The sequence below is a fragment of the Lactiplantibacillus sp. DA1 genome (assembly GCF_032681335.1).
GTDB lineage: Bacteria > Bacillota > Bacilli > Lactobacillales > Lactobacillaceae > Lactiplantibacillus.
In genome coordinates this window covers 155,820-181,576 of the sequence record NZ_JAWHTQ010000003.1, presented here as the reverse complement: position 1 = coordinate 181,576, position 25,757 = coordinate 155,820, and the positions used below count along the sequence as shown (strand labels likewise).

Below are 25,757 nucleotides of genomic sequence, written 5' to 3'. Positions count from 1 at the left end.
TTAATGTGCACAAAAAAATCGGGAGATGTCTCCCGACTAGTCATTCATTTATTTTAGATTAAAGGGCCCAAGCAGCCATACCTTGTGCTTCATATAAAGCAACGGCAGCGTTAACTTGTTCTTCAACAGAACCACTGCTGATGTGCATGTTTTGGAATAACCCGTAGGCACCACTAGAACTGTTGCGGACGTATGGTTGCCAGTTGGATTCACGCGTAATGATCGTTTTCCAAGTCGAAGCTGAGACACCAGTCCGTGATTGCATCTGACTTAAAACGTAACTCTTCAAATTGCTACCAGTGTAGCTTGAAGTCGTGGAGTCAGTTGAACTCGTTGAAGTGGTCGTCACAGTTGTGTTGCTAGTTGAACTAGAACTAGTCGTTGAAGAACTTGAACTCGTTGTGTTTGAAGTCGTTGACGAGGTGTTGTTATCAGAACTGGTTGAACTCGTCTTAATAGATAGTTTTTGACCAGGTAAGATGTAGTGACCCTTGATGTTATTAGTCGTTTCAACATGATTGATAGTTGTGTTGAATTTTTGTGCGATGGCCCAAACGGAATCACCGCTCTTAACGGTGTAAGTTGAGTCGGCATTAGCGTTGAGGACACCGGCGAATAATAAACCAGCGGCTGCAGCTGAGGTAGTTACGATCGTACTTACAAGTTTTTTCAAATTAGACACTCCTATAAATTTTGTGATTAGCGATTAAATAAGTTACTGACAAAAATCTTAACTGCGATGTCGTTCGCAATCAACAGAACCCAGTCTAACGCCTGCGTGTTACTTATTAGTGTCGTCAATTTTAAGAACGCAATGCAAAGATTACATTCAAGGGGACTTTTGTAATCTTCGTAACTAAACTGTGACGTTCATAATTGCTTGTTAAATCGGCTGCTGGGGGACAGTGACAAGCCAGATTGACTAAGTTAAGGCTTGCCTAAAATTAATATTGTGACGTAAAAATCACTGAAATTTAGGGATGAAAAAAGCCGATTATTTTAGGATAATCGGCAATTAGTACTCAATGGTGGCGTGAAACGCTCGATATGAATGGACTATTCAGTAACAGGAAAAGGATCTGCTAAGCCAAGGGCGTGCTTTTCAGACTTAGCTTGGGCAAGTTCTTCGTGGACTAAGTCGCTCGCACGAGGATCACTGTAAAGTTTTAATTTGTAATCCACTTCTTGCAGATTGGTCATAATGCGTGCTTGCTGAGCAAGAATGTTATCACGATGGGCGCTCAGCAGTTGTCGACGTTTAGCGATTGATTGAGGGCCTTCCATCACATAGTCGATATATTGACGAATATTACTGATCGCCATGCCGGTATTTTTTAGACAAATAATCGTGTGTAATAAGTGTAGATCGCCATCAGTAAATGCTCGGTAGCCAGATTGGTTGCGGCTGACAAAGGGTAGTAAACCTTGCTTATCATAGAAACGCAAGGTGTATGCGCTAAGTCCGACTTTATTAGCGACTTCTTTAATGGTATAGGTCAAAAAAATCCTCCTTACGCTTGCCTTAGAGTGTTATCTAAGGTTTATAGTGGCTATATTAACAAGTCATGATAAAAAAAACAACCAAATATTACGGGGGACTTAAATATGAACAAAGCATTAGTATTAGTTACTGGTGGCAATGGGTTTCTAGCAAGCCATATTATTAAACAATTACTAACAGCGGGCTATCCGGTGCGGGCAACGTTACGGTCGTTAGATAAAGTACCTAGTGTCAAAAAAACGCTGGCCGGCACGCCAAACTTGGATCAGCTTACCTTTGTCGCGTTAGATTTGACGCGGAATCAAGGGTGGGAGCAAGCAATGCATAATGTCACGTATGTCATGAGTGTTGCGGCCCCCGTGTTTGTTAATCAAGGTCAAGCGTCAACTGAAGTGACCAGTGCGGCTAAAGTTGGCACGCTGCGTGTCCTAAAAGCGGCTACGGCAGCCGGCGTGAAGCGCGTTGTTATGACAGCTAACTTAGGTGCGGTTGGCTTTAGTCGTCTTGATAATGCTCGGCCCGTCACTGAAGCGGATTGGACGCGTGAAGATCAAGTGGGCCTTTCATTATATGAAAAGTCGAAGTTGGTCGCTGAACGGGCTGGCTGGGCCTATTGTCAAGCACATACTGACAGTCCGGAATTTACAACAATCAATGCGGGGGCCATGCTCGGGCCATCGTTAAATGGCCACGTGACGGGTAGCTTTAACCTGGTCAGTCGGCTACTAACAGGTCAAGCGATGCCTAATCTCAAGGTAAATGTCGTTGATGTTCGTGATGTTGCCGACCTGGAAGTACGAGCAATGACTGCCCCGGAAGCTGCTGATCAACGATTTTTAGCAGTAGCTCCCAGTTCGGTTTCAATGAGTGGGATCAAGACCTTAATTCAACATCAACGCCCCCAGTTAGCTACTGGACTGACTAAGCATTTGATTCCGGACTGGTTCGTGCGGGCCCTAGCACCGGTTAGTGGTCAATTGCGCGAGTCTAACCTAATGATGCGGATTAATCATGATGTTAGTACGCAAAAAGCTCAACAATTATTAGGATGGCAGGCTCGACCGACAGATGTGGCGGTGCTGGCGGCTGTTGATACGTTGGTTGAAAATGGATTGAACAAGTAAATAAAACTGGTCTAACGGTAACTAGCACTGTTAGGTCAGCTTTTTTAGTGTGTTTGAGATTAGGGGGCAGGGTCAATTTCGATAAAAGTATACATTTTTAAAGTAAAAGTATTGATTTTGAAATAGAAATAGGTTAGTATTATTTCACGAGGAAAGCGTTTTCCAAAATAATTGTTAAAGAGGAGGAGTTTGATGGATAAGGAGCGACGGATGCCCAAGGATTTTTTCTGGGGTAATTCAGTGTCAAGTATGCAAACTGAGGGTGCTTGGGATGAGGATGGTAAAGGCCGCTCAGTCTATGATGTTCGACCAGCAACGTCAACCACTTCGGATTGGCATGATGCCATTGATGAATATCATCGTTACGAAGAAGATCTTGACCTAATGAAAGATCTGCACTTGAATATGTATCGCATTCAGATTTCATGGTCGCGAGTTGTGCCGGATGGCGATGGTGAATTCAATGAGGCTGGGATTGCTTTTTATGATCGGTTAGTTGATGCCATGTTAGCGCGGGACATTACGCCGATGATTTGCCTGTATCACTTTGATATGCCGTTAGCATTGGCTGAAAATGAAAACGGGTTCATGTCGCGCCACACTGTCGATGCGTTCGTTCGTTTCGGCGAAAAGATGATTGCCCACTTTGCTGACCGGGTTAAATATTGGATCGTGTTCAATGAACATAATTTATATTTTACCGATGAGGTCTTCAATATTTCAGGTTATACCAAGGGTGATCAGAGTGTTAATGATTTGTACCGGATTTTCCACCACACCATGTTAGCGCACGCTCGCTTAGATGACTTTGTACATCGCAACTACGACGACGTTAAGATTGGTGGCATGTTAGCCTATACCCCGGTTTATCCAGAAACGGCCAAACCAATTGATATTATGATGGCCCGTAAGAGTGACGAATTTTTAAATAATAATTTGAATGACGCTTACGTGCATGGTCATTATTCGCCAGAAGTACTACGTTACATCGAGCAACAGGGGATTGATTATGATTTACAACCAGGTGATGAAGCGATCATTGGTAAAATGAAAGCGGATTTTTTAGCCTTTAGTTATTATCGTTCAACGGTTATCAATGGCGATAAGGTGCCAGTTGATGCTGTACCGAACCGTTATCTCAATTATTCATTTGAGGCTAATCGCTTTTTGAAAGCTAATGAGTGGGGCTGGACGATTGATCCGCTCGGCTTCCGGAACTTGATTACCAAATTGTACGATCAATACGAAGTACCAGTGTTCCCAATCGAAAACGGGATTGGATTACGCGAGCATTGGGATGGCCAGCATATGATCGAAGATGATGAGCGGATTACTTATCACGAAGAACATATCAAGGCAATGAAAGATGCTATGCTGATTGATGGCGCTAAAGTACTCGGTTATCTCGGTTGGGGATTGATCGATATTCCAAGTTCGCATGCGGATATCGAAAAACGTTACGGGGTTGTCTACGTTAATCGGAGTAATCATGATCTAAAAGACTTAAAGCGGGTTCCTAAGAAGTCATATTATTGGCTGCAAGGGGTCCTAGCAAAAAATGGAGATGAATTGTAATGGAAAATAGTAGTAATGGCGCTTTTAGCAATTTCATTAACAATAAAGTTTTACCACCAATAATGAAGTTCGTTAATACTAAGCCAGTTAAAGCCTTACAAGATGGGATGGTTTACGCTTTACCGTTTATTATCATTGGTTCTGTATTCTTAATCTTATCGAATATTCCAATTCCAGCCGTGGCCGCCGTCATCAAAGCATCTGGTTGGGCTGCGTTCTTTAACCAAGCCTATACAGTAACGTTTGGGGTGCTCTCACTCTGGGCGGCCGTTGGGATTGCGTATGTCTACGTCCGTAACGAAGGGTATGAACCACTACCCGCTGGGTTAACTTCGATGGCCGTATTCTTACTTTTGCAAACGCTTAACATTGCTAACCCATTAGTTGCTGCAATGGGTAAAGCCGGTTCTGGGATTACTAATGCTGCCGGTAACGTGGTGATGTCTGGTAGTGCGGTTTCACAAAATATTGATAAGTTACCAAAAGTCCTTCAAGATTTTGTGCAAGCACCAGTTACTGGGGTCGTTAACATTACTTGGCTAGGTGGCCAAGGGATGATTGCTGCTATTATTGTTGGGATTTTAGTTGGTTGGGCGTATTCCGCTATGATTCGTAAGGGCTGGAAGATTACCTTACCAGAACAAGTACCAGCTAGTGTTGCCAACCAATTCACTGCCATGATTCCGGCCGGGGTCATCTTGATTGTTGCAATGTTGATCTTTGCGGCCTTCAGTGCTTTCGGTAATACTGATATGTTGCAATTTATTTACAAGGTTCTTCAAACACCACTTCAAGGATTATCCGATTCACTCGGTGGTGCCTTAGTTATTGCGTTCTTAGTTCCATTCTTCTGGTTCTTTGGGGTCCATGGTGGGTTAATCATGGGAGCCATCACCAGTGGGTTACTGATTCCGAACACGTTCGACAATGCAACGTTAATGCATGCAGGTAAGTTGACCGTTGCCCAAGGTGCCCACATTGTAACTAATGAATTCTACAATAACTTCATTAACTTAACTGGTTCTGGGATTACGATCGGGCTGGTTATCTTTACGTTGTTTGCTGCTAAGTCCGTTCAATTTAAGACGATTGGTAAAGTTGAATTTATTCCAGCATTATTCAACATTAACGAACCATTCTTGTTCGGGTTACCGATCGTGATGAACCCATTCTTGGCGATTCCATTCTTCTTGACACCAGTGTTAGTTGCATTGTCAACTTACTTAGTTATCTACTTTGGAATCGTGCCACCACTGAATGGTTTTGCGGCCCCATGGACAACGCCAGCGATTATTTCCGGCTTCCTAATTGGTGGCTGGAAGATGGCTATCTGGCAAACAATTACGTTGGTTATGTCAACGGCAATCTACTTCCCATTTGCTAAGAAATATGATGCAATTTTGACGAAACAAGAAGGCGAAAAGGCTGCTGCGGAAGCTGCTGCCGGGAACGCTGAAATCGAAAAGATGTAATTTGGAAAGGAATTAAACGATTATGGCTGAAAAAATTATTATGTTGGCATGTTCTGCAGGTATGTCAACATCATTGTTAGTGTCTAAGATGGAAGCTGCGGCAAAGCAAGATGGTGTTGATTACAAGATCTTTGCCACCTCAGCGGCTGATATTGACCATCAACTGAGTCAAGATCCACATCCCGATGTCTTGTTATTAGGCCCACAAGTTCGCTATATGGCAAATGACGTGAAGAAGAAGACTGATAAGGCTGGGATTCCAATGGATATCATCAATATGTCTGACTATGGCATGATGAATGGTGAAAATGTCTTACAAGCAGCCGAAAAGTTACTCGGCGATAGATAATTAGGATTTAACCGGGAAAGTCAATGCGATTGTGAATCACCAACGTGTGCGGTGGTTGCTTTAACATGGTCGCGACTTATCCGAGTAATAATCAAACACTAACCAAATCCTAGATCGTTTTGGTGGTGAGTATCTCTGGATACCAATATGTGTTACGGTTCCCCATTAGTTTGATGCTGGTGGGGAACTTTTGTGTAGACCAGAAACTGGTGTCAACGTGCATGGTTAGAAAGCCTGTGATCTCAGACTGGTCTGATTATGAATCTCTAGAGTGTTTTGAGGTTGATTCTAGGTGCAATTTTGAGCCTTGAACTGAGGGTGATAATCTAAGCAGACCGGTAGTAATTTAAAGAAATTAAACAAAACCCTTGACCTGAAACCCGTTCGAGCAGTTAGGATAGAGATAATCAAAGAACGGTAGCTGGCCAGCGCCATTATGGAGATCTAGTCATCAAATTTGGGAGGGTTTTATCATGGGACTATTTTCATTCGGTAAAAAAGTTAAGTTGTACGCACCAGTTGATGGAACGTTGCACGATTTATCCACAGTGGCTGCGAATAAGACTGGTTTCGCGGTGGTACCAGAACGACACCATATTTTCAGTCCGGTGTCGGGGACGGTCAGCGCGTTGATGCCTGAACAAAACGCGATTGAACTATCGACGGGCAAACTGACAGTAATATTGCAGATGGGGGTCAACACTAGTGTGGCGCCTGCGACCTATGTGCATGAAGGTGACCAAGTGACCCCAGAGACGCCGTTAGCATTTGTGGATCAAGAACAAGCAGCTGAGAATGATGAGGATATGACGGTAATGGTGACTGTGGATAAAGGTGGCCAACCGGCTGAAAAAATCAACCTATCCACAAGTGGACAAGTTAGTCATGATCAAGAAGTTGCAACGGTTGTTGATAAGTAGTAATTGATCAGCGGTTAGTTATGTACGGTTAAAATAAGTTAAGTGGGCGTCAACGATACCAATTAAACAATTGAATTTAGTGCGGTACCATTGTCGTGGAAAACAAAACGCGTAAATTACTCAATTTACTTTGGGTAGTTTACGCGTTTTGAAGTTTTGTCCAAATCCTTTTTAGACAGCCAATCGAGTCTGAACTAATTGTCAGTAGCTGAATCAGGCTGGCGACCTTCAGTAGCAGCTAGTTCAGCTTGATAAGCAGCATTGATTTCATTAAGTTGTTGATGAAATTTAGTCATTAATTGGTTCATTTGGCGCTGATATTTCTCGTCCAGTGAGAACCCGTTACGACTATCTTCTTTTGGTGTCGTTGTTTGATTTAAGTAAGCTTTAAAATCATCATCGGGCTGTAGCTTTTCGTATAGATCTACGTTATCGAGTAAGCGGACGATTCGATTATATTTGCCAGTAAAAGTACGCCGGATAATCTGAATTCGTTGCCGAAACACATAGCAACCAGCCTGAATGATCTCTTCTGGTTCTGGATAGGTGACGGTCGTATCCTGATAATGCTGCACAACGGCGGGAACGATTTGTTGGATGGCATGATTGATGGTTGGTGCGATCAAGGCCGTTGCAATCTTGGTTTGATTTGATTGTGCTTGTTCAGTATGAGAAGTTGGGCTGAAGACATCACTGGATAGCACATTGGGATTAGTTGTTGTTAAATCCACGTATTCCCATAATAAGACGTTAAATTCTGAGTGATTAAGGCCATTTTTTTGGAAGACAGTGGTCACGTATTCAGTCAGGTTACCATACAGAAGATAGTTAGTTGAGACCTTGAAAAACACAGCTAATTTAGTCATTCGTTCAGTGCTAGCTAAGGTTCGTCCTTTTTCCCAATCATTAATGGTACTTTTACCAGCTAAACCAACTGCGGATGCGAGTGCAGCCATACTTAAACCGGCTGCTGTTCTAAGCCGATGAATCCGCTTGCCGACTTGTTGTTTATCAATCTGCATGTCAGCTTCCTCCCCCTTGGTTACTTCTCTTTATTTTAACATAGGAGTTGAAGCGCCAGCAGTTTTATCAACAAATTTAGCAGTGATACTTGATCGAATTGGTGATGGTTGGATAGACCTGTGGTGTAGTTATAAATTGGTCAGCGATATTTCTGAACAATCGTCAGCAACGTCATACTATCATCGACGGGCCAACCATCTAGTGATATATGGTAGGGTTGGGTGGTACCAGGATAAATGTGACCCGGAATCGCTATTTTTTGACGATGGTCATGAATAATCAATAAGAACATGGATGTCTCATAAAGAATCGTCACATGAGCGGCAAGACAGTCGCTAAGTGCGGCCGCCAAAGGTTGTTTGATAGTGACTAATCCTGAAAGGCCTTCGTGAGTGATGATGGCCCAATAGTGGGATAAAGCAGAATAGGTCGCTAATGGTGTTAGTTGTTGCATAGTAATGCCCTCCCCCAAGGTATTAATTAATCTAAATGTTATTATTAGCATAAAAGCGAATACTTATGAAGGCGACTATCTGCGCTTATTCAACGACATTAATAAGGTCGCTTTACAGATGCGACATTCATGATGTGCCGGCGTATACTGGAAGTAATAAGTTACATAAGGAAGTGGCAAGAGATGTTACACCGAATTGCGGTATTAGCAGATGTTCATGGCAACTTAACGGCACTTAACGCCGTGCTTGCTGATGCAAACCAACGAGCAGTGACGGACTATTGGTTTTTGGGTGATTTATTCTTACCCGGTCCGGGTGCGGAAAAGTTATATCAGACGCTTGCGGCGCTGACACCATCGGTATGGTTGCAGGGCAATTGGGAACAAGGCATCAATGCTATTATGACGGGAATGGGACAATTAAATGATCCGTCGCAAGTTTATTTTGCGCGTTTGACGGAATATTTGGTGACACACCTAAGTGCTGATCATTATGCTGAATTGGTACAACGACCGATTGCAACGACCGCGACTGTGAATGGGGTGACCTTTCAACTAGCCCACAATCAGCCAGAACGTTCGACCGGTCATGATTTGTACCCAGATGAACAGCAAGCTAATTTTGACCACTTGGTTGGGGCTGCGGATGTGGCTATTTATGGTCATACGCACCAACAAATTATGCGAGTTAGCAAGCGGGGCCAACTTATTATTAATCCTGGTGCTGCGGGTCAGCCTTATAGCCCGTATGCTAAATTCATGGCTGACCAGCGGGCACATTATGCGATTTTAACGATAGATGAAGCGGGCCGACTCAGTGTTGATTTTTGCAAAGTTGATTATGATATTGAGCTTGAGTTGGCGGTTGCCCGTGATCAGCAGTTACCGTACTTGGATTTATATGAACATCTTCGCCGAACTGGGTTCACCAGCACTCATGATCAAGCACTATTGGCTAAGGTGAACGCTGATAATGACTATATTGCTGAGGTACAACATTTTTTTGATGCCCGAGCGTGACCATTAGTGGCAAGTTAGCTAGTTAACTTTTATAATGAACTGAGTATCATATGAGGAGGATTTTCATGAACTTTGCACCATCAGAGTGGTTTGGCTTCAATAAGCGGGCCAGACATGACATGACGTTTACTAAAACAATCAATGGGGAGACTAGCACCAAAAAAGTGTATGGGCACTTTAACGTGTGGGCCCTATTATTCACGTGGTTTTATGCGTTATTCAGTGTACGGTGTCGGACACCATTTTTTATGCTGAAAACAGCGGTACCGTTTTTAGGGATGGTTTTGTTGAATATGATTGCTCAGTTGTTTTTTACTGATCAGATCGTACTAGGTATTGGATTACTCGGTGATATTTGGTATGGATTTATGTTTGAGACTTGGTTTAGAAATCAGCTGGTGGCTAACGGCTATCAACAAGCAGCTTAATACGATGATCATCTAGGGCAGTACGGCTTTCCAGTATTATTACGGGAAGCCTTTTTAGTATCTAGAAGTGAACATGATTAAGCTGGGGTAAATGGCATAACACAAATAATATCGTTTCTTTACAAATATCTGACTAAACACTTTACATTCTTTAACTATCCTTAAAAGTGCAGTTTGTTTTACGATAAAAAGGATGGAGTGATGATTTTATAATGAAGCCGCGTGTTTTAACGACCTTATTAGTTTGTTCAGCAATCTTAACAACGACAGTGACCCCGGTGATAGCCGCAGGGACCTCGATGACAACTGCGACTGAGCAAGTGGTAGAACCAGTTGCTAATACAGCAGTTCCGACAGCAATACTGAGTTTAGCAGTTCAGGATCAACATTTGATGGATTCGATTGGACAGACGCAGTGGCAACCAGTTGGTCAACCTGCCGTGACTAAGGATCCTGAATTTGACGACCAGGTGCTGAACTTAGATGGTAAGTCAGCATTCTATACGACGTTTACGGACCAGCAGTTAGCACAATTACAAAATGGGATGGCAATTGAAGCTTATTTCAAATATGATCCGGCCGCTGATGCTAGTGCCGAACACGAAATTTTTTCCAGTCAACAAGGTGGTGGGCTAGGGCTTGGTGTTCAAAATGATCAAGTCGTCTTTTTTGCTCATGATGGTTCTGGCTACAAGACGCCCAAAGGAACGTTGCAAAAGGGCCAATGGGTTCATGCGGTTGGGGTGATCGACAAGCATAAGACAGCGAGCTTATATTTAGATGGTCAACTGGTCCAACAAGTGGCTATGCCAGGTGATTTGAAGCTGGCCCAGGGAACCAAGGATTTCGTACTGGGCGGTGATGCGGTACCGGGAGGAAGTCATGTCCAATCAATGATGACTGGGAAAATCAAGCAGGCTCGCTTGTACAATCAAACTTTGACGCTGCAACAAGTGCGTCAATTGAACGATGCCGCCCAGGTCGGTAAGCGACCAGTTGCGCCAGTGCCAGTGGAACAAACAGTTGCGACTAAGTTTGTTGGCCCTAAACAGATTGCTAATGGTCATACATATGGACTGAATGTGCATGCCCGACAAGTTAAGGCTACGGGTTCAGAGCCAGTCACGATGGATATTGTTTATGACGCGGCTAAGTTTGATTATGTTGGTGCTGAACGCTTATTGCAAGGTGATAAGACGCGGGTTCAGCTTGTTCAGCCAGGACGCGTACGTTTGACCACCACGGCCAACCTATCAAAGGCTGATTTTAAAACTTACGCTCAAACTCGGTTAGCACATCTTAATTTGAGAGCGAAAGCGGCTGGTGAAACCCAGATTAAATTTGAGCAGGTAACTAAAAATACAACAGTCGAATTAGGTCCGGCCCAAGCCATTGAAATTCAAGGCAAGTATGTGCTCGACTATAATGGCGACGGGATTGTTGGTATTGGTGACGTCGCACTGGCAACCGCAACTGACAAAGTTGCGGCAGCCAAGCAAGCTGAAATTAGACCGTATAAACACGTTGTCGTTTTGACAACTGATGGTGGGGGTAATCCGTGGGATCCTAAGGGAATGTACTATGCACAAGGCGCTGAACAAAATACTAAGACCCCAGTATGGACGACGAATCCAGATATTATGAAAAAGCGCCGGAATACGTATACGATGGACTTGTTCAACAAACAGTTTGCAATGAGTACATCGGCGCGGGCGGTCTCGCCAGCAATTTCGGCGCAAAACTATATTTCCATGTTACACGGTCGGCCATGGGATACATTACCTATGGAATACCAAGGAACTAATGCGACGATGGGGCAAGAGTATTTTGCGGATTTTGATAAGTCCCAGGCACTGTTCCCCTCAGTATTCAAGATATTGCAGGCCAATAATCCCACGCGGGGGGCTGCAGCTTTTTCAGAATGGGGCCCTATTATCAATAGTATTGTGGAGCCCGATGCGCCAGTGATGACTAAGCAGTCGGCGTCATTGAAATCCTTTGATGATGTGGCCGATTATATTGGCACGCCAGCGTTTAAGAATACCGGCTTGGTCTATATGCAAAGTGACTACATGGATGGTCAAGGCCATGGTCATGGCTGGTATAACGATAATTATTGGGATAAGTACGCCCAGTATGATGCGCTATTTAAGCGGGTCATGGATAAGCTCGAGGCGACTGGTCATATTCATGAAACGTTAGTGATTGCCAATGCTGATCACGGTGGTTCTGGTAAGAGCCATGGTGGTTGGGATGAATATAATCGCAGTATTTTTATGGCGTTGGGCGGCGAAACCGTTGATAGTGGCCGTCGATTACATGGTGGTAGTAATGCTGATATTAGTGCACTGATTTTAAACGCTTTACAAGTACCGCAAGCACCGCAGATGTTTGATAGCCAAGTCTTTGATTCATCAGCTTTTCTCAAGCAAACTGATTTGGCTAAGAAGAAGCGTGCCGTTGAAACATTAAAACTTAGTCGCAATGACCAAGTAGCCCAAGTCCAATTAGTTGGCAAACAGAACCGACAATTAACTGCTTTTGATCTACAATTTGATTTAGCCGGTCGGGAAGTCGCTGATATCAAAGTTCCAACTGGCGTTCAAGTTTTACGGCAGACCGTTGCGAATGGCCAACTGCGACTGACAATTAGTGTGAGCCAACCAGTGACTGAGTTGGTAACGGTCAAGTTGCTCCCAATCAAAACACGGGCGGCCAAGACGATCACGTTAAGTCAGGCAATGGCCGCGACTGCAACTGGTACGGAGGTGTTAGTTGATTTGGATAATGATAATCCACTAACTAGTACGACCAAACCAGATGGTAACGGTAATGCTGAAAAACCAGATGAGAACGGAACCGGTACAACCAAACCAGGTGGTAACGGTAATGCTGAAAAACCAGATGAGAACGGAACCGGTACAACCAAACCAGGTGGTAACGGCAATGCTGAAAAACCAAATGAGAATGGAACCGGTACAACCAAACCAGATGGTAACGGTAATGCTGAAAAACCAGATGAGAACGGAACGAGCGCAACCAAACCAGGTGGTAATGGACACGTGGTTAAGCCTGATGAAAACAACAGTATCGCTAACCCGAATGGTCATGGGACAGTCGCTGAATCTAATGCAGATAAAGCAAGTGCAACGAAGCCAAACAGTAATGGTACACCAGTGAAGTCGAATACTGCCAGTTCGCAGGCAGATACGACTAGCAATAGTACGATTACCGGAAAACTGTTACCTGAAGTCGACGCAAGTACAACGACTAATCATGCTAGTAGCACGGCTGGACACCATAGGGGGAGTTGGTTACCGCAGACAGGTGAAGCTGTGCAACGATGGTTGGCAGTAGCCGGTAGTGTATTGCTCATGATTACCGGTGGTATTGTAGTTTGGTGGCGTAAACGACGGGCATAAATAAGCATATTTTGTCAGCGTAATTTGCTGATTACATGTAGCTGGGCAGTTTCTGAGAACAACTTGTTTCTCGAAGCTGCCTTTTGTGCGTGTCAGATTGATTAACCCAGGAAAGCTTGACCGAATGGCGAAGTAAGCAAGCTGGATTCAAAATAGTGCTAGCAATTATATAGATACGTATTGTGCTAGCTATTTAGTATGAATTATGATTAAAACGTGTCATTCCTAAGTTCAAAGGCTGCCAGCTTAGACCCACAGGAAAAAGTTCAATTTAGTGGCAACTTTTTTAGTTGGGACGTTCCACGCCGACTTCCAGGCATTCCAGCCGGGACAGGATTCGAAAGGCAGGTATTGGTGTCGCTACTTTTAGTTAAACTAGTCGTTATTTCATATGTAGCAATCATTTCAAGATTCAATTATAGGATCGATAGTAATTGCAACAATTCATTTGTTTTTTGGTTACTACATTAATATTTGAATGTTTCAAATCGACAGGTTACACTGACGCGAAGTTTAGAATAAGACTCGTATTTGAGATTGTGCAGTGGGTTTATGCGTGAGCTCAAATCGACGTCGGCTACGTTCCAGCAATTGGCAACCAGCCCCGGAGGTCGGAATAGGACGCATGTATGTTGATGAACAATAATTCAACTAACTGGTCCATTTTCATCATGATTCATGACAGTTTAACTAACCGTAATATATTTAGAAATATAGTTAGTTTTCGTTGTTTTAGACTAACTAAAGTGCTATGATAAGCTTCATTCAATTAAAGCTTAAGGGTTTTACCCGGGCAGTATTTTTGTTAAACTTAGTGACTAATAGTCACAGTTAAAGTCCTTTATGAAGTTGCACACACGATATTGACAGTAAGGTAGGGTGAGTTAGCGTGAGTTACTTAGAATTAAAAGATATTCACAAAGCCTATTATTTAGGTAAAGAAGCTTTCCCAGTTTTAAATGGGATTAATTTAACTTTTGAACGTGGCGAATTTGTCGCAATCTTAGGTGAATCTGGTGGTGGTAAGTCAACGCTAATGAATATCATTGGTGGCTTAGACCGTCAATTTGAAGGCCAAGTGTTATTACAGGGAACGGTTTTAGATCATCATCAAGAAAAGCAGATGGATCAGTATCGACGTGAAACGGTCGGCTATATTTATCAGTCGTATAATCTGATCAATCATTTGTCGGTGCTAGATAATGTCCTGATCTCATTAGATATGACTAAGCTAGGCCGCTCAGAGCGTGACCAACGGGCGAAAGAACTCTTGACTCAGGTCGGATTAGCGGATCAAATTAAAAAGTATCCTAATCAATTGTCTGGTGGTCAGAAACAGCGAGTGGCCATTGCTCGGGCATTGGCCAGTGACCCACAAATTATTATTGCGGATGAACCAACGGGCGCACTGGATTCTGAAAATACGGCCGAAGTTTTGAAAATCTTGGATCAAATTGCAGCGGAAGGTCGGCTCGTGATTTGTGTAACCCATTCGCAGGATGTGGCCAATGCTGGCACGCGTATCGTTCGGCTAGCTGACGGAAAAATCACTGATGATGAGCGGTTAAAGTCAGCTTATCCCGTAGATGAAAACCGACAACAGATTCCAGCACGCAAGTTACCATGGTATGTACCGCTGAGTACGGCGTTTAAACACCTTCGTTATACGTGGACTTGGAATTTGATTATTATCATTGGGACGGCGATTGGTCTATTTGCAGTAATGTTATTCAACGGTTTAGGCAACGGGTTGAAAGGTTATATCAATCAGGAAATCAATGATATGGTTAATCCACGGGTTGTGACTGTGAGTCGGTATCAGAAATCCAGTCAAGGTCAACGAGGTGGTGATCAACAGGGCAATCAGCAGGCGGCTGCAATGGGAGCCAGTGTAATGACTACTAGTCAACCAACTTTTAGTACGGCCCAGTTGAACCAATTGAAAAAAGTTAAGCATGTCACAACTGTTCAACCGATTTTAAGCGCCAGTAATGCGACTATTTCAGTTGGCAGTAAGGATTACAGTGCTTCCTCAGTAACAACATGGACAGCGTCAAATCGTCAATCGATTATTAAGACCGGTCATGCGGCTGGTAAAGATGAGATTGTCGTCGATAAGAGCAGTATTGCGAAAAAATGGTCATCTAAGAATTGGAAGCAATTGGTAGGTAAAAAAGTCACGGTGGCTTTTCAGACAACTAACAAGCGTGGCAAGAGTGTTACGGTTAAACGGCAATTAACGGTTTCTGGGATTACGGATAGCACGACTGGGAGTAGTGTGAACGCGGTAACTTATGCGACGATGAAGGCCATGCGTTCAGCGAAAGACTTGAGTACACAGCCAACCTCAGTAGCAGTTAAAGTTGATTCACGTAAGCATAATGATGCCGTGACGAAACAGATTAATAAGTTGAAGACTGATAGCAAACGGGCTTACAGTGCTACTAGTATTGCTAGTATACTTGATACGGTAAACACGTACGTAAATTTAGCGACGACCATTCTAGCAGCTATTGCTGGTATTTCATTGTTAGTGTCAGCATTGATGATTATCGTTACGATGTTCATGTCGGTCAGTGCCCGAAAGAAGGAAATTGGCATCTTACGTGCCCTTGGTGAAAGTCGACGTGATATTCGCCGGTTGTTTACGAGCGAATCGTTGATTATTGGGGTTATCAGTGCTTTACTGGCCACTGGTATTGCTTATGGTATTGGGGCGGTACTGAATAAAGCCTTGTACCAAATTGCCAGTTACAATATGATTGAGATTCAAATGAGCAATATCATTTCAACCTTTATTATTGCGCTAGTGATTGCACTACTGGCAGCCATTTTGCCAGCTTGGCGGGCAGCACGCTTGAATCCAATCGATGCGCTAGCTGCTGATTAAGGTGTTCGTGATAAATTAAATAGTGTTTGATTTGAACGGTAACAAGGCCCTCAGAGGCTTATTGTTACCGTTTTTTGTCGTTTGTCGAGCTTGGCTGAGACGAGCTGAATCTAATTTATTGGAAAGGCGGAAGGTTTCAAAGTGGGTTATAATTAGCTTTACATATGTCGAAACTGACATATAATAGGGTTAACTAAATGGAGTGGGTGATCAAATGCATTATGGAATTTTGGCGTTAACTTTTCTGAGTGTCAACTTGGATTTTTTTCTGATGTTAGTTTTTTTGTTGAAAAAGTATCAGTTGCGACAAGTATTAGTCGGCTATTTATTAGGTAATCTGATTCTCCTAACAGCTAGTTTTTTTGTGGGTAAAACATTGACTTTATTTTTGCCAGAATGGGTATTAGGCGTGCTAGGCGTACTGCCTATTTGGTTGGCATTTCACGATGATGATGATGACGCGACTGATCGATCGGGCCGTTCACCAGTGATTAATGTGCTAGTTACTTATTTAGCTGTTTGTGCTGGCTGTAATTTATCGATTTTCTTGCCTATCCTCGTTGGTGAAAGCATGTTACACTTTTTGATGACTTTAGGTTTTATCGGAGTGCTAACAATTTTAGTGGTGCTTATCATTAACCAAGTTGCGGGAATAAGCGCTGTTCAACGACAGATAGCGGCCCACGGCGAATGGCTAATGAAGGTTTGTTACGTTGTGATTGGTTTGTATGTTTTCTGGGATAGTGGCTTGATCAGTCATCTGTTAGCACTCCTATAGTTCAGCAAGACAGGAGGAGCCGATGTGGAAGTCAGTGAACCGCTGCTAACGGAAGCAGCCAGGATTTATAAAGTACTCAGTAATGTTAATCGGATTAAAATATTGATATTTTTAGAGCAACATGAGGCAGACGTCACTAGTATCGTTGCACACGTTCATTTGGCACAACCATTAGTATCTCATCAATTAGCAATTTTATTTCAGTATCAGCTAGTTTCTAAGACCAAACGAGGGAAGCACGTTTATTATTGCTTAGATGATCCCCATATTTTAGAAATGGTCGATGCAATGATTGGACATGTGGCACATGAAATTAAGCATGAGCCACATCATGATTAGTGGTGGGAGGATTATCTTGAAGGATAACGTAATGAAGCGACGGCTTATCAGGGGTGCTTTATTATTAGCATTACTATTAATTGGTTTGCTAATCTATCGATATCATGGGATGTGGGCGTTGTTGCAACACCGGATGTTTGATCAAGCAACGCTGGTTGCACAGGTCCGGCAGCATCAAGCTATCGACATTTTGTTAGTAGTCCCCTTACTAATCTGTTTTTCAATTATTCCCGGAGCACCTGTGGCGACGGTTAGTGTTGTCGCTGGTATCTGTTTTGGCAAGGGACTAGGGGCGGGGTTGAACGTTGTTGGGATAACCCTCGGCAATTTAATTGCGCAACGTTTTTTTGGCCGTGTAACGGCACGCCGGGAGCAACAGCCTTCGAGATTAGTGACAGCCATTAGTAAAATGCGACATCCCTTGTTAGGTATCATGATTGGCTATACAGTACCGTTTATTCCAACGTCGTTAGTTAGTTTGGCAGCCGTTGAAACGGCAGTGACGCAGCGTCAATTAGCAATTGCTACGCTGATTGGGAGTATGCCCACAGCAATTATTTATGCTTGGGGTGGGGATGAGTTAATCAACGCCCATTTTAAAAATGCTTTGTTGTTGATTGGTGTCTTGATATTATTGGTTGGATTGTTGTGGTTGATTCACCATGATCGCCAGTGAGCAGTCGATGTGGATACTGATCGCTCATAAAATAAATGACTAACGTAGCACTTCAATTGGTTGAGGTGCTGCGTTAGTCATTTATTGTTCAAATTGCTGTTATGAAGTAATTGGCTGGTTATGCTGCCATTGATTGATTTGAGCCGCAGTTAACTTAATCGTCTTGAATGGTAAGAAATGCTCGGAAAGTTCCGAACTTGGGTCGGCTTGAAAAATTTCAACCGTGGTGTTAGCTAAGTCTAGCCGGTATACACGGTGAGAGTGAGGAGTATCAACGTAAATAGTGGTAGCAGTGAAGGGCCGCCAAGTGAAATTAGTTGCTGGTAATAAGTGCCATTGTGCTAATGCTGTGTAGGTTTCGTTAGGTGTCATAATTGAATCCCCCTTCAATCATTATTATAGTAACTTTGGCAAAATAGTCAAATAATATTAGGCTAACCTAAAAAACTCTCTTTCGGTTTAGAAAGAGAGTTTTTTAGGTAACATTGTATGGAATTAACGAACCACTAGGACTGAGACAGGTGCGTATTTTGCCATGTATGCGGCTTGACTACCGAAATGCTTGGCAATCCCTTTTTTAGCTAGTGAACCAATAACGAGCAAGTCCGGGTGAACATGTGGAATAACTTCCTTGACGATTGTTTCACCAGGTTCGCCTTCCGCAATCATGGCATGAACTTTTGTCACACCAGCAGTTTGAGCCTGTTTTTGATATTTTAAAATATGCTGTTCAAGTTCTTGACGTTCGCCATGGATATAATCCTTGCTAAGGGCTTGATAAACATTCATTTCATCATTTTCAAGAATTGAGACGATGACGAGTTCTGCGTCATCTTGCTTGGCTTGATGAATCGCATAGTCAAAAGCTAATAATGCATCAGCTGAATCATCGACACCAACCAATATGCGTTTGAATTTTGTTGCCATTATTTGTTGGCCTCCTTAGCTGCAGCAGCGAGTTGTTGTTCAACGTAACGCTTGTTACCACGTTGCAAATCGAAGATAGTCCAAGCAAGTAGGGCAAGAATAGCAGCGATTAAAACGTAAGCTAAGATTTTAGAAAAAGTCTGTTCTCCAGTTGAAGGATTATCACCAAAGAATCCTAGAATAGAATCAGGTAGCCCGAGTAGATTTAAGAAAGTTAAACCAATAACGGATAACCAACCTAGACCCTTAACCCAAAGTGAGTTTTTGAATCGTTTGCCCATTTCGGCGGCGCTGTCAGTCATCATGAGTAATGGCAACATGGAAAATGGTAGGGCAAAGGCTAAAAAGACTTGCGAGTTATTCATCAGGTTATTCAAAGCAGTGTGTTCATCAATGGCACTTTTACCACTAGTTAATAGCACACAGATAAGTACGGGAATAACCGAGATCAACCGGGTAACTAACCGTCGTAACCAAAGTGGCATCCGCATGTGAACGAAGCCTTCCATAATAACTTGACCGGTCAAAGTACCAGTAATAGTGGAGTTTTGACCAGAAGCTAGCAAGGCGATTGCGAAGAGCGCGGATAGGGCCCCCGACTTGGCAACGCTAATTAAAATGCCGTTGCTTAACATGGACGTGTTCGATAAAGCTTCATATAAACCGAAGAATGATGGATCTTTGACGGCACCACTCTTGAAGACGGCTACCCCCATGATTAAGAGTAATGAGTTAACCACAAACGCAAATGAAAGCTGAATGTTAGAGTCCCAAGCAGCAAATTTCACGGTTCGTGCAACGTCTGCTTCATCAGTATGGTCGATTTTGCGCGTTTGTGAAATTGCCGAGTGCAAGTACAAGTTATGCGGCATAACGGTCGCCCCAATAATTCCGAGGGCACCGGATAATGGCGTCATCCCATTGACTGAACGGCTCGTAGAAAAAGTATCGGCCGTTGGCACTAACCCTTTAATAACGCCACCCCAATCGGGATTGGATAATGCAACTTGATAAACGAAAACGAATAAGATAACTAAGATCAAGCAAACCACGATGGCTTCAATTTTACGGAAGCCGATTTTGGTCAATAATAGCAGAACTAAAACGTCTAAGACGGTAATAAACACCGCGATGACTAACGGAATGTTGAATAATAAATACAGGGCGATCGCAGCACCAATAACTTCGGCAATATCGGTCGCCATAATAGCTAATTCAGTTAAAATCCATAAAACAATTCCGAGTGATTTACTCGTGCGAGCCCGAATTGCTTGGGCCAGATCCATCTGACTCACGATACCAAGTTTAGCGGCCATGTATTGTAATAACATCGCAATCAAACTTGAAATCAAGATGACAGACATTAGCATGTACTGGTAATTTTGCCCACCAGTAATGGAAGTTGACCAGTTACCAGGATCCATATAGCCCACAGCAACTAGGGCACCAGGACCAGAATAGGCAAAGAGGGTTTTCCAAAAACTTAAATTTTTAGGAACCTCAATCGTACCGTTGATTTCCTCTAGTGAGGGGCCGTTAGCATATTCAATCAATTTATGCTTCCGGTTTGGGGTGTTCGTCTTTTCGCTCAATTAAAAGACCACCTTTCTATTCATCTAAAACTTTGAGCCGTTGTCATTGTACAATAAATAAAAGTAAATGGAAACACTTTTTTAGGTACGCCTACAAAATAAATAAAATTCTTTAATCTAAAATTATTGTTTTAAAAATAATAATTTTAACTTACTAATCGGAACTAATTGTGGGCAAACGCTATGATGAGAATAATACGAATAGCGTTTGTTCTTCCGTAAAGCTGCGTGTTTTTAGTCACCGTAGATACGTGCAAACTACCGGAACAATCGCAATGCTTAGAAAATTAGCTTGTATCCTAGTCACAAATTACATACGCTATTCTGGGAGGTGCGCGATGCGTTTTGCGGATAATTTAAAAGTCGTTCGACGGCAGAAGCAGATGACACAAACTGACATTGCCGCGCAATTACATGTTTCACGGCAGACTATTTCAAGTTGGGAAAATGGTCGGAGTTATCCAGATATTGGGATGTTGGTTCAGATTAGTAAAGCTTACGATCTTTCGATTGATCGTTTACTAAAGGAGGATTTGGGTATGTTGGAACACTATGAGGCTCAGGCGACAAGTAGTCGCCATCAACGGCGCTTGGTTGTGGTTAGTTACTATTTGGTCGTTGGGTTACTGTTTTTAAGTTACTTGTGTCATTTTATGAATTGGTCGGTTGGAACGGTGCTCGTGATTATCAATGGGAGCTTAATTGTGACGACTGTGACGTTAATAATGAATTATCCTTATTTTGATGATTGGGTCCCTACTAAAAGGCGCGGCTGGGAATTGTTTGGGGTAATTGCAATGTTAGCGGTGTTGAATATTGCGCTAGAATGGCCGGTACTTGCCCATCAAATTCCGACAACGAGTTTTTTGAATGCGCACGCTGGAGCTTATTTGGCGGGTAACGCCAGCGGTAAGTTGGTTGGCGACTTTCTGCACTTGTTTATTTGGACTGCTGCTGTCATGGCCATTGAAATTCCGTTACAACAAGCGAGAAAAGCTGCCAGTTAATTGGTGACGAATGGACAGCGCGCCAGTGACTGGTTTATTGACCGTCGTCCGGCTAATTTTTAGCGCCAGTCTTTTTTCAAAATGACGGATATTAACAAGGGGACTGCCAGAATTGATAATTAATTCTGGCAGTCCCCTTGGTCTTGAAATGATTTGTTTGGTGTGGCCTGAACGTTGACAGTCAATGTGAGTATGACGGCACTAGTCCACGTGTTCCGAACTGGTATGGTGGTACATCGTTTCGCCGAACAAAGTTTGTTTGGCGGCGGGCGACCGGTGTGCTAGCCATAAGGTGTAAGCGAGACTAGTCCCGCCAGTTAAAGCCCATAGTGTCCAACTAGTATGACGACCGCTAGCTGAAAAACGGTAAAAAGTGATCAAATCCGCGAGCACTTCTTGGAAGAATTCCTGGTTGATTTTAGTCCAAGAGAGATGTTCGTGAAGATAGGTGATTTCGATGATGAATTGTGCACCGAGTGTCATTAACCAGCCTAAAAGATAAGGGCGACCACCTTGAGCGGTAATGACCTTACGATAAATCGGAATCTCGTGCTGTTCAGAATCGCGAAAAAAAGTGGTGGCCGTCTCTTCTAGGCGGATTTTAGTGTGGCGAGCTTGATAATGACCGATCCAAGTAGCAAAACCAATGATAATCATTAGCACAAGTCCGTTGATTGGTGACCAAGTGAAAGTTCGACCAAACTGATAAAGAGTGAAGATGGGAATAATCCAGTAGCCTAAACGGGTAATTTTACTGAATTCAAATTGTTCGTGTAAGAAGTGGTAAATAATTAAGCCAATTAATAAGGCACTCATTAGTAACATCCTTGTCGTTGAATTTTTAATCTATTGACTTGCACACCGGCAAAGCGATGTGCAGATATTGGCCCTTGACTGAAAATTGCGGGATAATTATTGGAGATAAACACAATAGTTGTCATCGCCAATAGTTAACTGCTGTGATAAGATTAAGTTGTGTTGAATTTTACTCATAAAGTAATAAAGATGCAACTTAAAATAAATTATTTCATGATAATGACGTTTAAGTGAAGAAAGTCAGGTGTGGTAACCATGAGTAAACTGAATTCAGTTAATATTGATCAAACTGAAGAAACCGCTACTGAAATTTTAGAACCGGTTGCTGAGTTAGATAAGCAAATTGTGTCACCCGTGAAAGAAACGCGCAATCAAGCGATCCGTTATATTTTGTGGGGGTTAATTAGTGTGGCCGTCAATTTTGCAACGTTCTATACGACGTACCATCTAATTGGGCTTGAGTACCAAGTAGCAAATATTGTGTCCTGGGTAATTGCTGTGCAAGTCGCTTTTTGGGTCGACCGCCTAAAGGTATTTGATCACCATTCTAATCATGTGTATCGGGAAATGGGTAAATTTTATGGGACCCGAGTCGTGACGTACGTGGTTGAAGCCATTATTTTATGGCTGTTGATGTCGGTGCTTGGTAGTTCGGCGGTATTAGCCAAGGTGCTTGGTCAAGCCGGCGCAATTATTGGCAACTTTCTCTTTTCAAAATTATATGTTTTCCGAAATAAATAAAGTCGATTAGGTCACGAATATTAATTCGGGCCTTTTTTGATAGCCGCAGTTATTGAGCTGGTCAAGACCGTAGATAGTGAAAACGGATTAAGATTACAAGTAGATTGCGGTAATCCTAAATATTCTTAATGATTCACTAAGAGCAGTGTCTAAGCACGGGATCATGTGGTTTAATAAACTTAAATGTGGCGTAGTCCCCATTTGAAAAATTAAGAGGAGCGCGTGCCATGTTAAAAAATCTAATGCGTGGGATTAAAGTGCTATGTTTAATTGGGCTATTAATCTTTGGTTGGAGCCACTATGATACATTAGCACCGCGCGCAATTGCATTATATCAAACGAGCCGCCAAAATCTGGCCGCGGCTCTATCCGGTGATTTATCAAGTCATCTGCTTGATGCGGACGAAGCAAGTCAGTCAAGCACGAGTAGCGGGGCCAGTGCGACTAAGCAATCGCACAGTTCAAGTACTACTGTGAACACGGATGCCAGTTCACAAGTGACCAGTTCAACTACGTCCACAACGCGTGCGATGACCCCGATTGAATCAATCGTCCAAGAGGCCACGTTAAAGAAGACGTATTATTACAGCTTTGCCAGTGATTTACCTAAGGCGGGGCGCCAAGTCTTTCAAGCGGCAATCACGGCTTATAATCAAACGGGTTTAGTTCACTTAGTAGCGGGCAAAGCGAGTGGTTCTCAGAATTCAATTACCTTCTCGTTGTACCATAAGAAGATGGTCGCCGGTTCGACTAGTGTTGAGCTCGGGCATGGTGGTCCTGACATCACGAAGCAAGTTAGCTGGCGTGGAACTCAGTATTGGAACAATGCAACGGCCAGTCTCAATGGCTCATACACGGCGGCCTATAGTAAGGCAGTGGCGGTTCATGAACTTGGTCACGCTTTGGGATTAGATCACAGTTCATCGACTGAGTCGGTCATGTACCCGGTCTCACAAGGCAAATGGACGCTCTCGTCAGCGGATGTTGCGGCCTTACGGGCCATTTACGCGAAGGATGCATAACAAACGGGACGTAGTACAAACAGAATTTAACCACTTTTCAAATAATGACCTATAATCAAGGTGTATCAAAAATTAGAAAGGAAGTTGTTTTAGTATGGCTGCAGCAGTTGAAATGAACAGTATGTTAGACGAAAAGATGACGGACGTGTTTGATTGGAGTGATTCCAAGTTACCCGTACGGGATGCGATTTGGAATCATTTCATGGATGCGGATAGTCATGATACTGACAAGACGGCTGACGAAGTAGCGCCTTATATGAGTATGGATGAAGCTAAGCTCAAGAGCGAAGTTGAAAAACTCCTAAAGGCTTAACTAAAATAACGACCATAATGGCCTAATTTTTGCACCGAGATATCTGGGATAACGACCCGGACACACCGATTAAAATAGTGGTGATCATCTGTTATTGATGATCACCACTATTTTTAGTCAGATCTGGGCATTTGATATGCTCAATCGAATCAGAACAATCCAGGGTCAGTTATTCAGCCTAGTCTGATTATAAGTTTTAATCTGGATGCTGAGCTTGCCCGCTACGGTTTGATTCAGTGTCAGTTGCGTTAGTTTGCCGTTTTCAGGTGTGATTGGATCGAGTTGTGACGGAGCGTACCGGGCAACCAGACTGCGAATGATGGAACTGTGAGAGATTAGTAAGACGTGGGCCTGGTCGGGTTGCTCAGCCATGATAGCCGTTAAGCCAGGTAAAAAGCGTGCCCAAAACGCTTGGCTAGTTTCTGTTAAATGACTGGGATCAGCGGCGCTTAACCAGTCTTGGGTCTGATCGACACCGTATTGAGTGACTAAGTCTTCGTAGGTTTGGCAACCGTGGGCCTGAGCAATTGGTTCCCAGACAGTAGTCATTTTTTGACCTTCAAAGCGGCCGTAGAAATGTTCACGTAGAGCCGAGCGAAAATGAATGGTAGTGATGGGCCACGTTGCGTCATGACAGAGGATGGTGGCTGTTTGGCGGGCACGAGTGACGTCGCTTGCGTAGACCGCGGTAATCGGTAAAGAACGTAATTGGTGCGCCAATTGATGGATTTGCGTTACGCCTGCCGGGGTCAGCGGGGTATCCGACCACCCTTGAAATTCATGAAAAATATTAAAGTAAGTCTCGCCGTGACGAATCAAAGATAGTGTGATTGATTTCATTGTTGAACCTCCTAGGGGATACTAGCTGTTAATTTTAAAGTAACATAAATGGTTAGCTGGTTCTCAAGCCCTTATTTAAGCTAGTTAATTAGTTTAATTTTAGGTGGGTAAGCTGCCGTGAATTAAGACTTGTGAACAAGAATAGCGGTTAATTATTTTTGATTAATATAAAAATAATTAAAAAATCACTTGACTTATCATTGAAAATTAATTAATCTAAGAAACATCAACATTACAAAAACTTTTGAAAGCGAGGCGCGTCAATGATGAAAATTCAATTTAACCTAACCAATTTGTTGACAACCCTTGCTGTTCAAAATTTAGCCTTATTATTAACGAAGAAGGACCCGGTCGCTTGACCTTGAGTATAACTCAAAATTCAAGTGAACTGAGCCCTTCTTTCCCATTGTGGTAATGAGGCTCAGTTCCGGGTAAAGGCCTCATTCACTACGGTGGATGAGGCCTTTTTGTGACTTAAGGAGGATCGGGGTCAACAACGTAGCAATAAAAAAACGAAAGTGGGAATAA

Annotated in this window: 25 protein-coding genes; 16 read left to right on the top strand and 9 right to left on the bottom strand. The window is 43.0% G+C overall.

The genetic code is table 11. From position 1 onward, the window contains the following. Positions 1-58: 58 nt before the first annotated feature. Both RXV91_RS05910 and RXV91_RS05905 read right to left on the bottom strand, forming a co-directional pair. Positions 59-673, bottom strand: coding sequence for a LysM peptidoglycan-binding domain-containing protein (locus RXV91_RS05910; protein ID WP_316439097.1), 615 nt, complete (start codon positions 671-673; stop codon positions 59-61). A 383-nt stretch (positions 674-1,056) separates the two neighbouring features. Further along, positions 1,057-1,500, bottom strand: a complete 444-nt coding sequence (locus tag RXV91_RS05905; RefSeq protein WP_316439096.1) for a MerR family transcriptional regulator — start codon at positions 1,498-1,500, stop codon at positions 1,057-1,059. Positions 1,501-1,605: 105 nt separating this feature from the next. On the opposite strand from RXV91_RS05905, the gene RXV91_RS05900 reads away from it, so the two are divergent. The 5 genes from RXV91_RS05900 (at position 1,606) to RXV91_RS05880 (ending at position 6,941) form a co-directional block, all read left to right on the top strand. Further along, positions 1,606-2,625, top strand: coding sequence for an aldehyde reductase (locus RXV91_RS05900; RefSeq protein ID WP_316439095.1), 1,020 nt, complete (start codon positions 1,606-1,608; stop codon positions 2,623-2,625). A gap of 192 nt (positions 2,626-2,817) precedes the next feature. Next, positions 2,818-4,200: a glycoside hydrolase family 1 protein gene (locus RXV91_RS05895; protein WP_316439094.1), complete on the top strand. Its 1,383-nt coding sequence runs from the start codon at positions 2,818-2,820 to the stop codon at positions 4,198-4,200. Then, positions 4,200-5,672, top strand: coding sequence for a PTS sugar transporter subunit IIC (locus RXV91_RS05890; protein ID WP_316439093.1), 1,473 nt, complete (start codon positions 4,200-4,202; stop codon positions 5,670-5,672). The genes RXV91_RS05895 and RXV91_RS05890 overlap by 1 nt, the downstream gene beginning before the upstream one ends. A gap of 22 nt (positions 5,673-5,694) precedes the next feature. Next, complete coding sequence (locus RXV91_RS05885; RefSeq protein WP_003642267.1) at positions 5,695-6,021, top strand: PTS sugar transporter subunit IIB; 327 nt, start codon at positions 5,695-5,697, stop codon at positions 6,019-6,021. Between the two features lie 473 nt (positions 6,022-6,494). Further along, positions 6,495-6,941, top strand: a complete 447-nt coding sequence (locus RXV91_RS05880; protein WP_021730041.1) for a PTS glucose transporter subunit IIA — start codon at positions 6,495-6,497, stop codon at positions 6,939-6,941. A gap of 194 nt (positions 6,942-7,135) precedes the next feature. On the opposite strand, the gene RXV91_RS05875 is transcribed toward RXV91_RS05880, so the two are convergent. Together RXV91_RS05875 and RXV91_RS05870 are read right to left on the bottom strand one after the other, a co-directional pair. Further along, complete coding sequence (locus RXV91_RS05875) at positions 7,136-7,963, bottom strand: helix-turn-helix transcriptional regulator (RefSeq protein WP_316439092.1); 828 nt, start codon at positions 7,961-7,963, stop codon at positions 7,136-7,138. Between the two features lie 140 nt (positions 7,964-8,103). After that, entirely contained in the window at positions 8,104-8,418 is a 315-nt protein-coding gene (locus tag RXV91_RS05870) for a hypothetical protein (protein ID WP_316439091.1), read from the bottom strand. A 183-nt stretch (positions 8,419-8,601) separates the two neighbouring features. Between RXV91_RS05870 and RXV91_RS05865 the strand changes: the two genes are divergently transcribed. From RXV91_RS05865 to RXV91_RS05835, 7 genes are all read left to right on the top strand, one after another. After that, positions 8,602-9,438, top strand: a complete 837-nt coding sequence (locus RXV91_RS05865) for a metallophosphoesterase family protein (protein WP_316439090.1) — start codon at positions 8,602-8,604, stop codon at positions 9,436-9,438. A 65-nt stretch (positions 9,439-9,503) separates the two neighbouring features. After that, complete coding sequence (locus tag RXV91_RS05860) at positions 9,504-9,866, top strand: hypothetical protein (protein ID WP_021730045.1); 363 nt, start codon at positions 9,504-9,506, stop codon at positions 9,864-9,866. A 209-nt stretch (positions 9,867-10,075) separates the two neighbouring features. Further along, on the top strand, positions 10,076-13,288 hold the full coding sequence (locus RXV91_RS05855; protein WP_316439309.1) for a LamG-like jellyroll fold domain-containing protein: 3,213 nt from the start codon (positions 10,076-10,078) through the stop codon (positions 13,286-13,288). 889 nt (positions 13,289-14,177) lie between these two features. Beyond that, positions 14,178-16,178, top strand: a complete 2,001-nt coding sequence (locus tag RXV91_RS05850) for an ATP-binding cassette domain-containing protein (protein WP_316439089.1) — start codon at positions 14,178-14,180, stop codon at positions 16,176-16,178. Between the two features lie 214 nt (positions 16,179-16,392). Continuing rightward, on the top strand, positions 16,393-16,956 hold the full coding sequence (locus RXV91_RS05845; protein WP_316439088.1) for a cadmium resistance transporter: 564 nt from the start codon (positions 16,393-16,395) through the stop codon (positions 16,954-16,956). Between the two features lie 24 nt (positions 16,957-16,980). Next, entirely contained in the window at positions 16,981-17,295 is a 315-nt protein-coding gene (locus tag RXV91_RS05840; RefSeq protein WP_316439087.1) for a metalloregulator ArsR/SmtB family transcription factor, read from the top strand. 31 nt (positions 17,296-17,326) lie between these two features. Then, positions 17,327-17,971: a VTT domain-containing protein gene (locus RXV91_RS05835; protein ID WP_316439086.1), complete on the top strand. Its 645-nt coding sequence runs from the start codon at positions 17,327-17,329 to the stop codon at positions 17,969-17,971. A gap of 99 nt (positions 17,972-18,070) precedes the next feature. On the opposite strand, the gene RXV91_RS05830 is transcribed toward RXV91_RS05835, so the two are convergent. From RXV91_RS05830 to RXV91_RS05820, 3 genes are all read right to left on the bottom strand, one after another. Next, positions 18,071-18,343 carry a hypothetical protein gene (locus tag RXV91_RS05830; RefSeq protein WP_316439085.1) on the bottom strand — a complete coding sequence of 91 codons (273 nt, stop codon included), beginning with the start codon at positions 18,341-18,343 and terminating at the stop codon, positions 18,071-18,073. Positions 18,344-18,466: 123 nt separating this feature from the next. Further along, entirely contained in the window at positions 18,467-18,898 is a 432-nt protein-coding gene (locus RXV91_RS05825; protein ID WP_316439084.1) for a universal stress protein, read from the bottom strand. Next, positions 18,898-20,490, bottom strand: coding sequence for an Nramp family divalent metal transporter (locus tag RXV91_RS05820; protein ID WP_021730053.1), 1,593 nt, complete (start codon positions 20,488-20,490; stop codon positions 18,898-18,900). Before RXV91_RS05820 ends, RXV91_RS05825 begins: the two co-directional genes overlap by 1 nt. A 338-nt stretch (positions 20,491-20,828) precedes the next feature. Between RXV91_RS05820 and RXV91_RS05815 the strand changes: the two genes are divergently transcribed. Beyond that, the gene (locus tag RXV91_RS05815; protein WP_275091051.1) at positions 20,829-21,497 is read left to right on the top strand and encodes a helix-turn-helix domain-containing protein; all 669 of its coding nucleotides are present in this window, start codon (positions 20,829-20,831) and stop codon (positions 21,495-21,497) included. A 201-nt stretch (positions 21,498-21,698) separates the two neighbouring features. Here RXV91_RS05815 and RXV91_RS05810 read toward each other — a convergent pair whose 3' ends face one another. Beyond that, a complete protein-coding gene (locus RXV91_RS05810) occupies positions 21,699-22,313 on the bottom strand; it encodes a hypothetical protein (protein ID WP_316439083.1) in 615 nt (204 codons plus the stop codon). Between the two features lie 255 nt (positions 22,314-22,568). On the opposite strand from RXV91_RS05810, the gene RXV91_RS05805 reads away from it, so the two are divergent. From RXV91_RS05805 to RXV91_RS05795, 3 genes are all read left to right on the top strand, one after another. Further along, entirely contained in the window at positions 22,569-23,054 is a 486-nt protein-coding gene (locus RXV91_RS05805) for a GtrA family protein (protein WP_021730056.1), read from the top strand. 227 nt (positions 23,055-23,281) lie between these two features. Further along, positions 23,282-24,076, top strand: a complete 795-nt coding sequence (locus RXV91_RS05800; RefSeq protein WP_316439082.1) for a matrixin family metalloprotease — start codon at positions 23,282-23,284, stop codon at positions 24,074-24,076. Positions 24,077-24,170: 94 nt separating this feature from the next. Next, positions 24,171-24,389, top strand: coding sequence for a hypothetical protein (locus RXV91_RS05795; RefSeq protein WP_003642248.1), 219 nt, complete (start codon positions 24,171-24,173; stop codon positions 24,387-24,389). Positions 24,390-24,554: 165 nt separating this feature from the next. Here RXV91_RS05795 and RXV91_RS05790 read toward each other — a convergent pair whose 3' ends face one another. Next, complete coding sequence (locus RXV91_RS05790) at positions 24,555-25,229, bottom strand: histidine phosphatase family protein (protein WP_316439081.1); 675 nt, start codon at positions 25,227-25,229, stop codon at positions 24,555-24,557. Between the last annotated feature and the right edge of the window lie 528 nt (positions 25,230-25,757).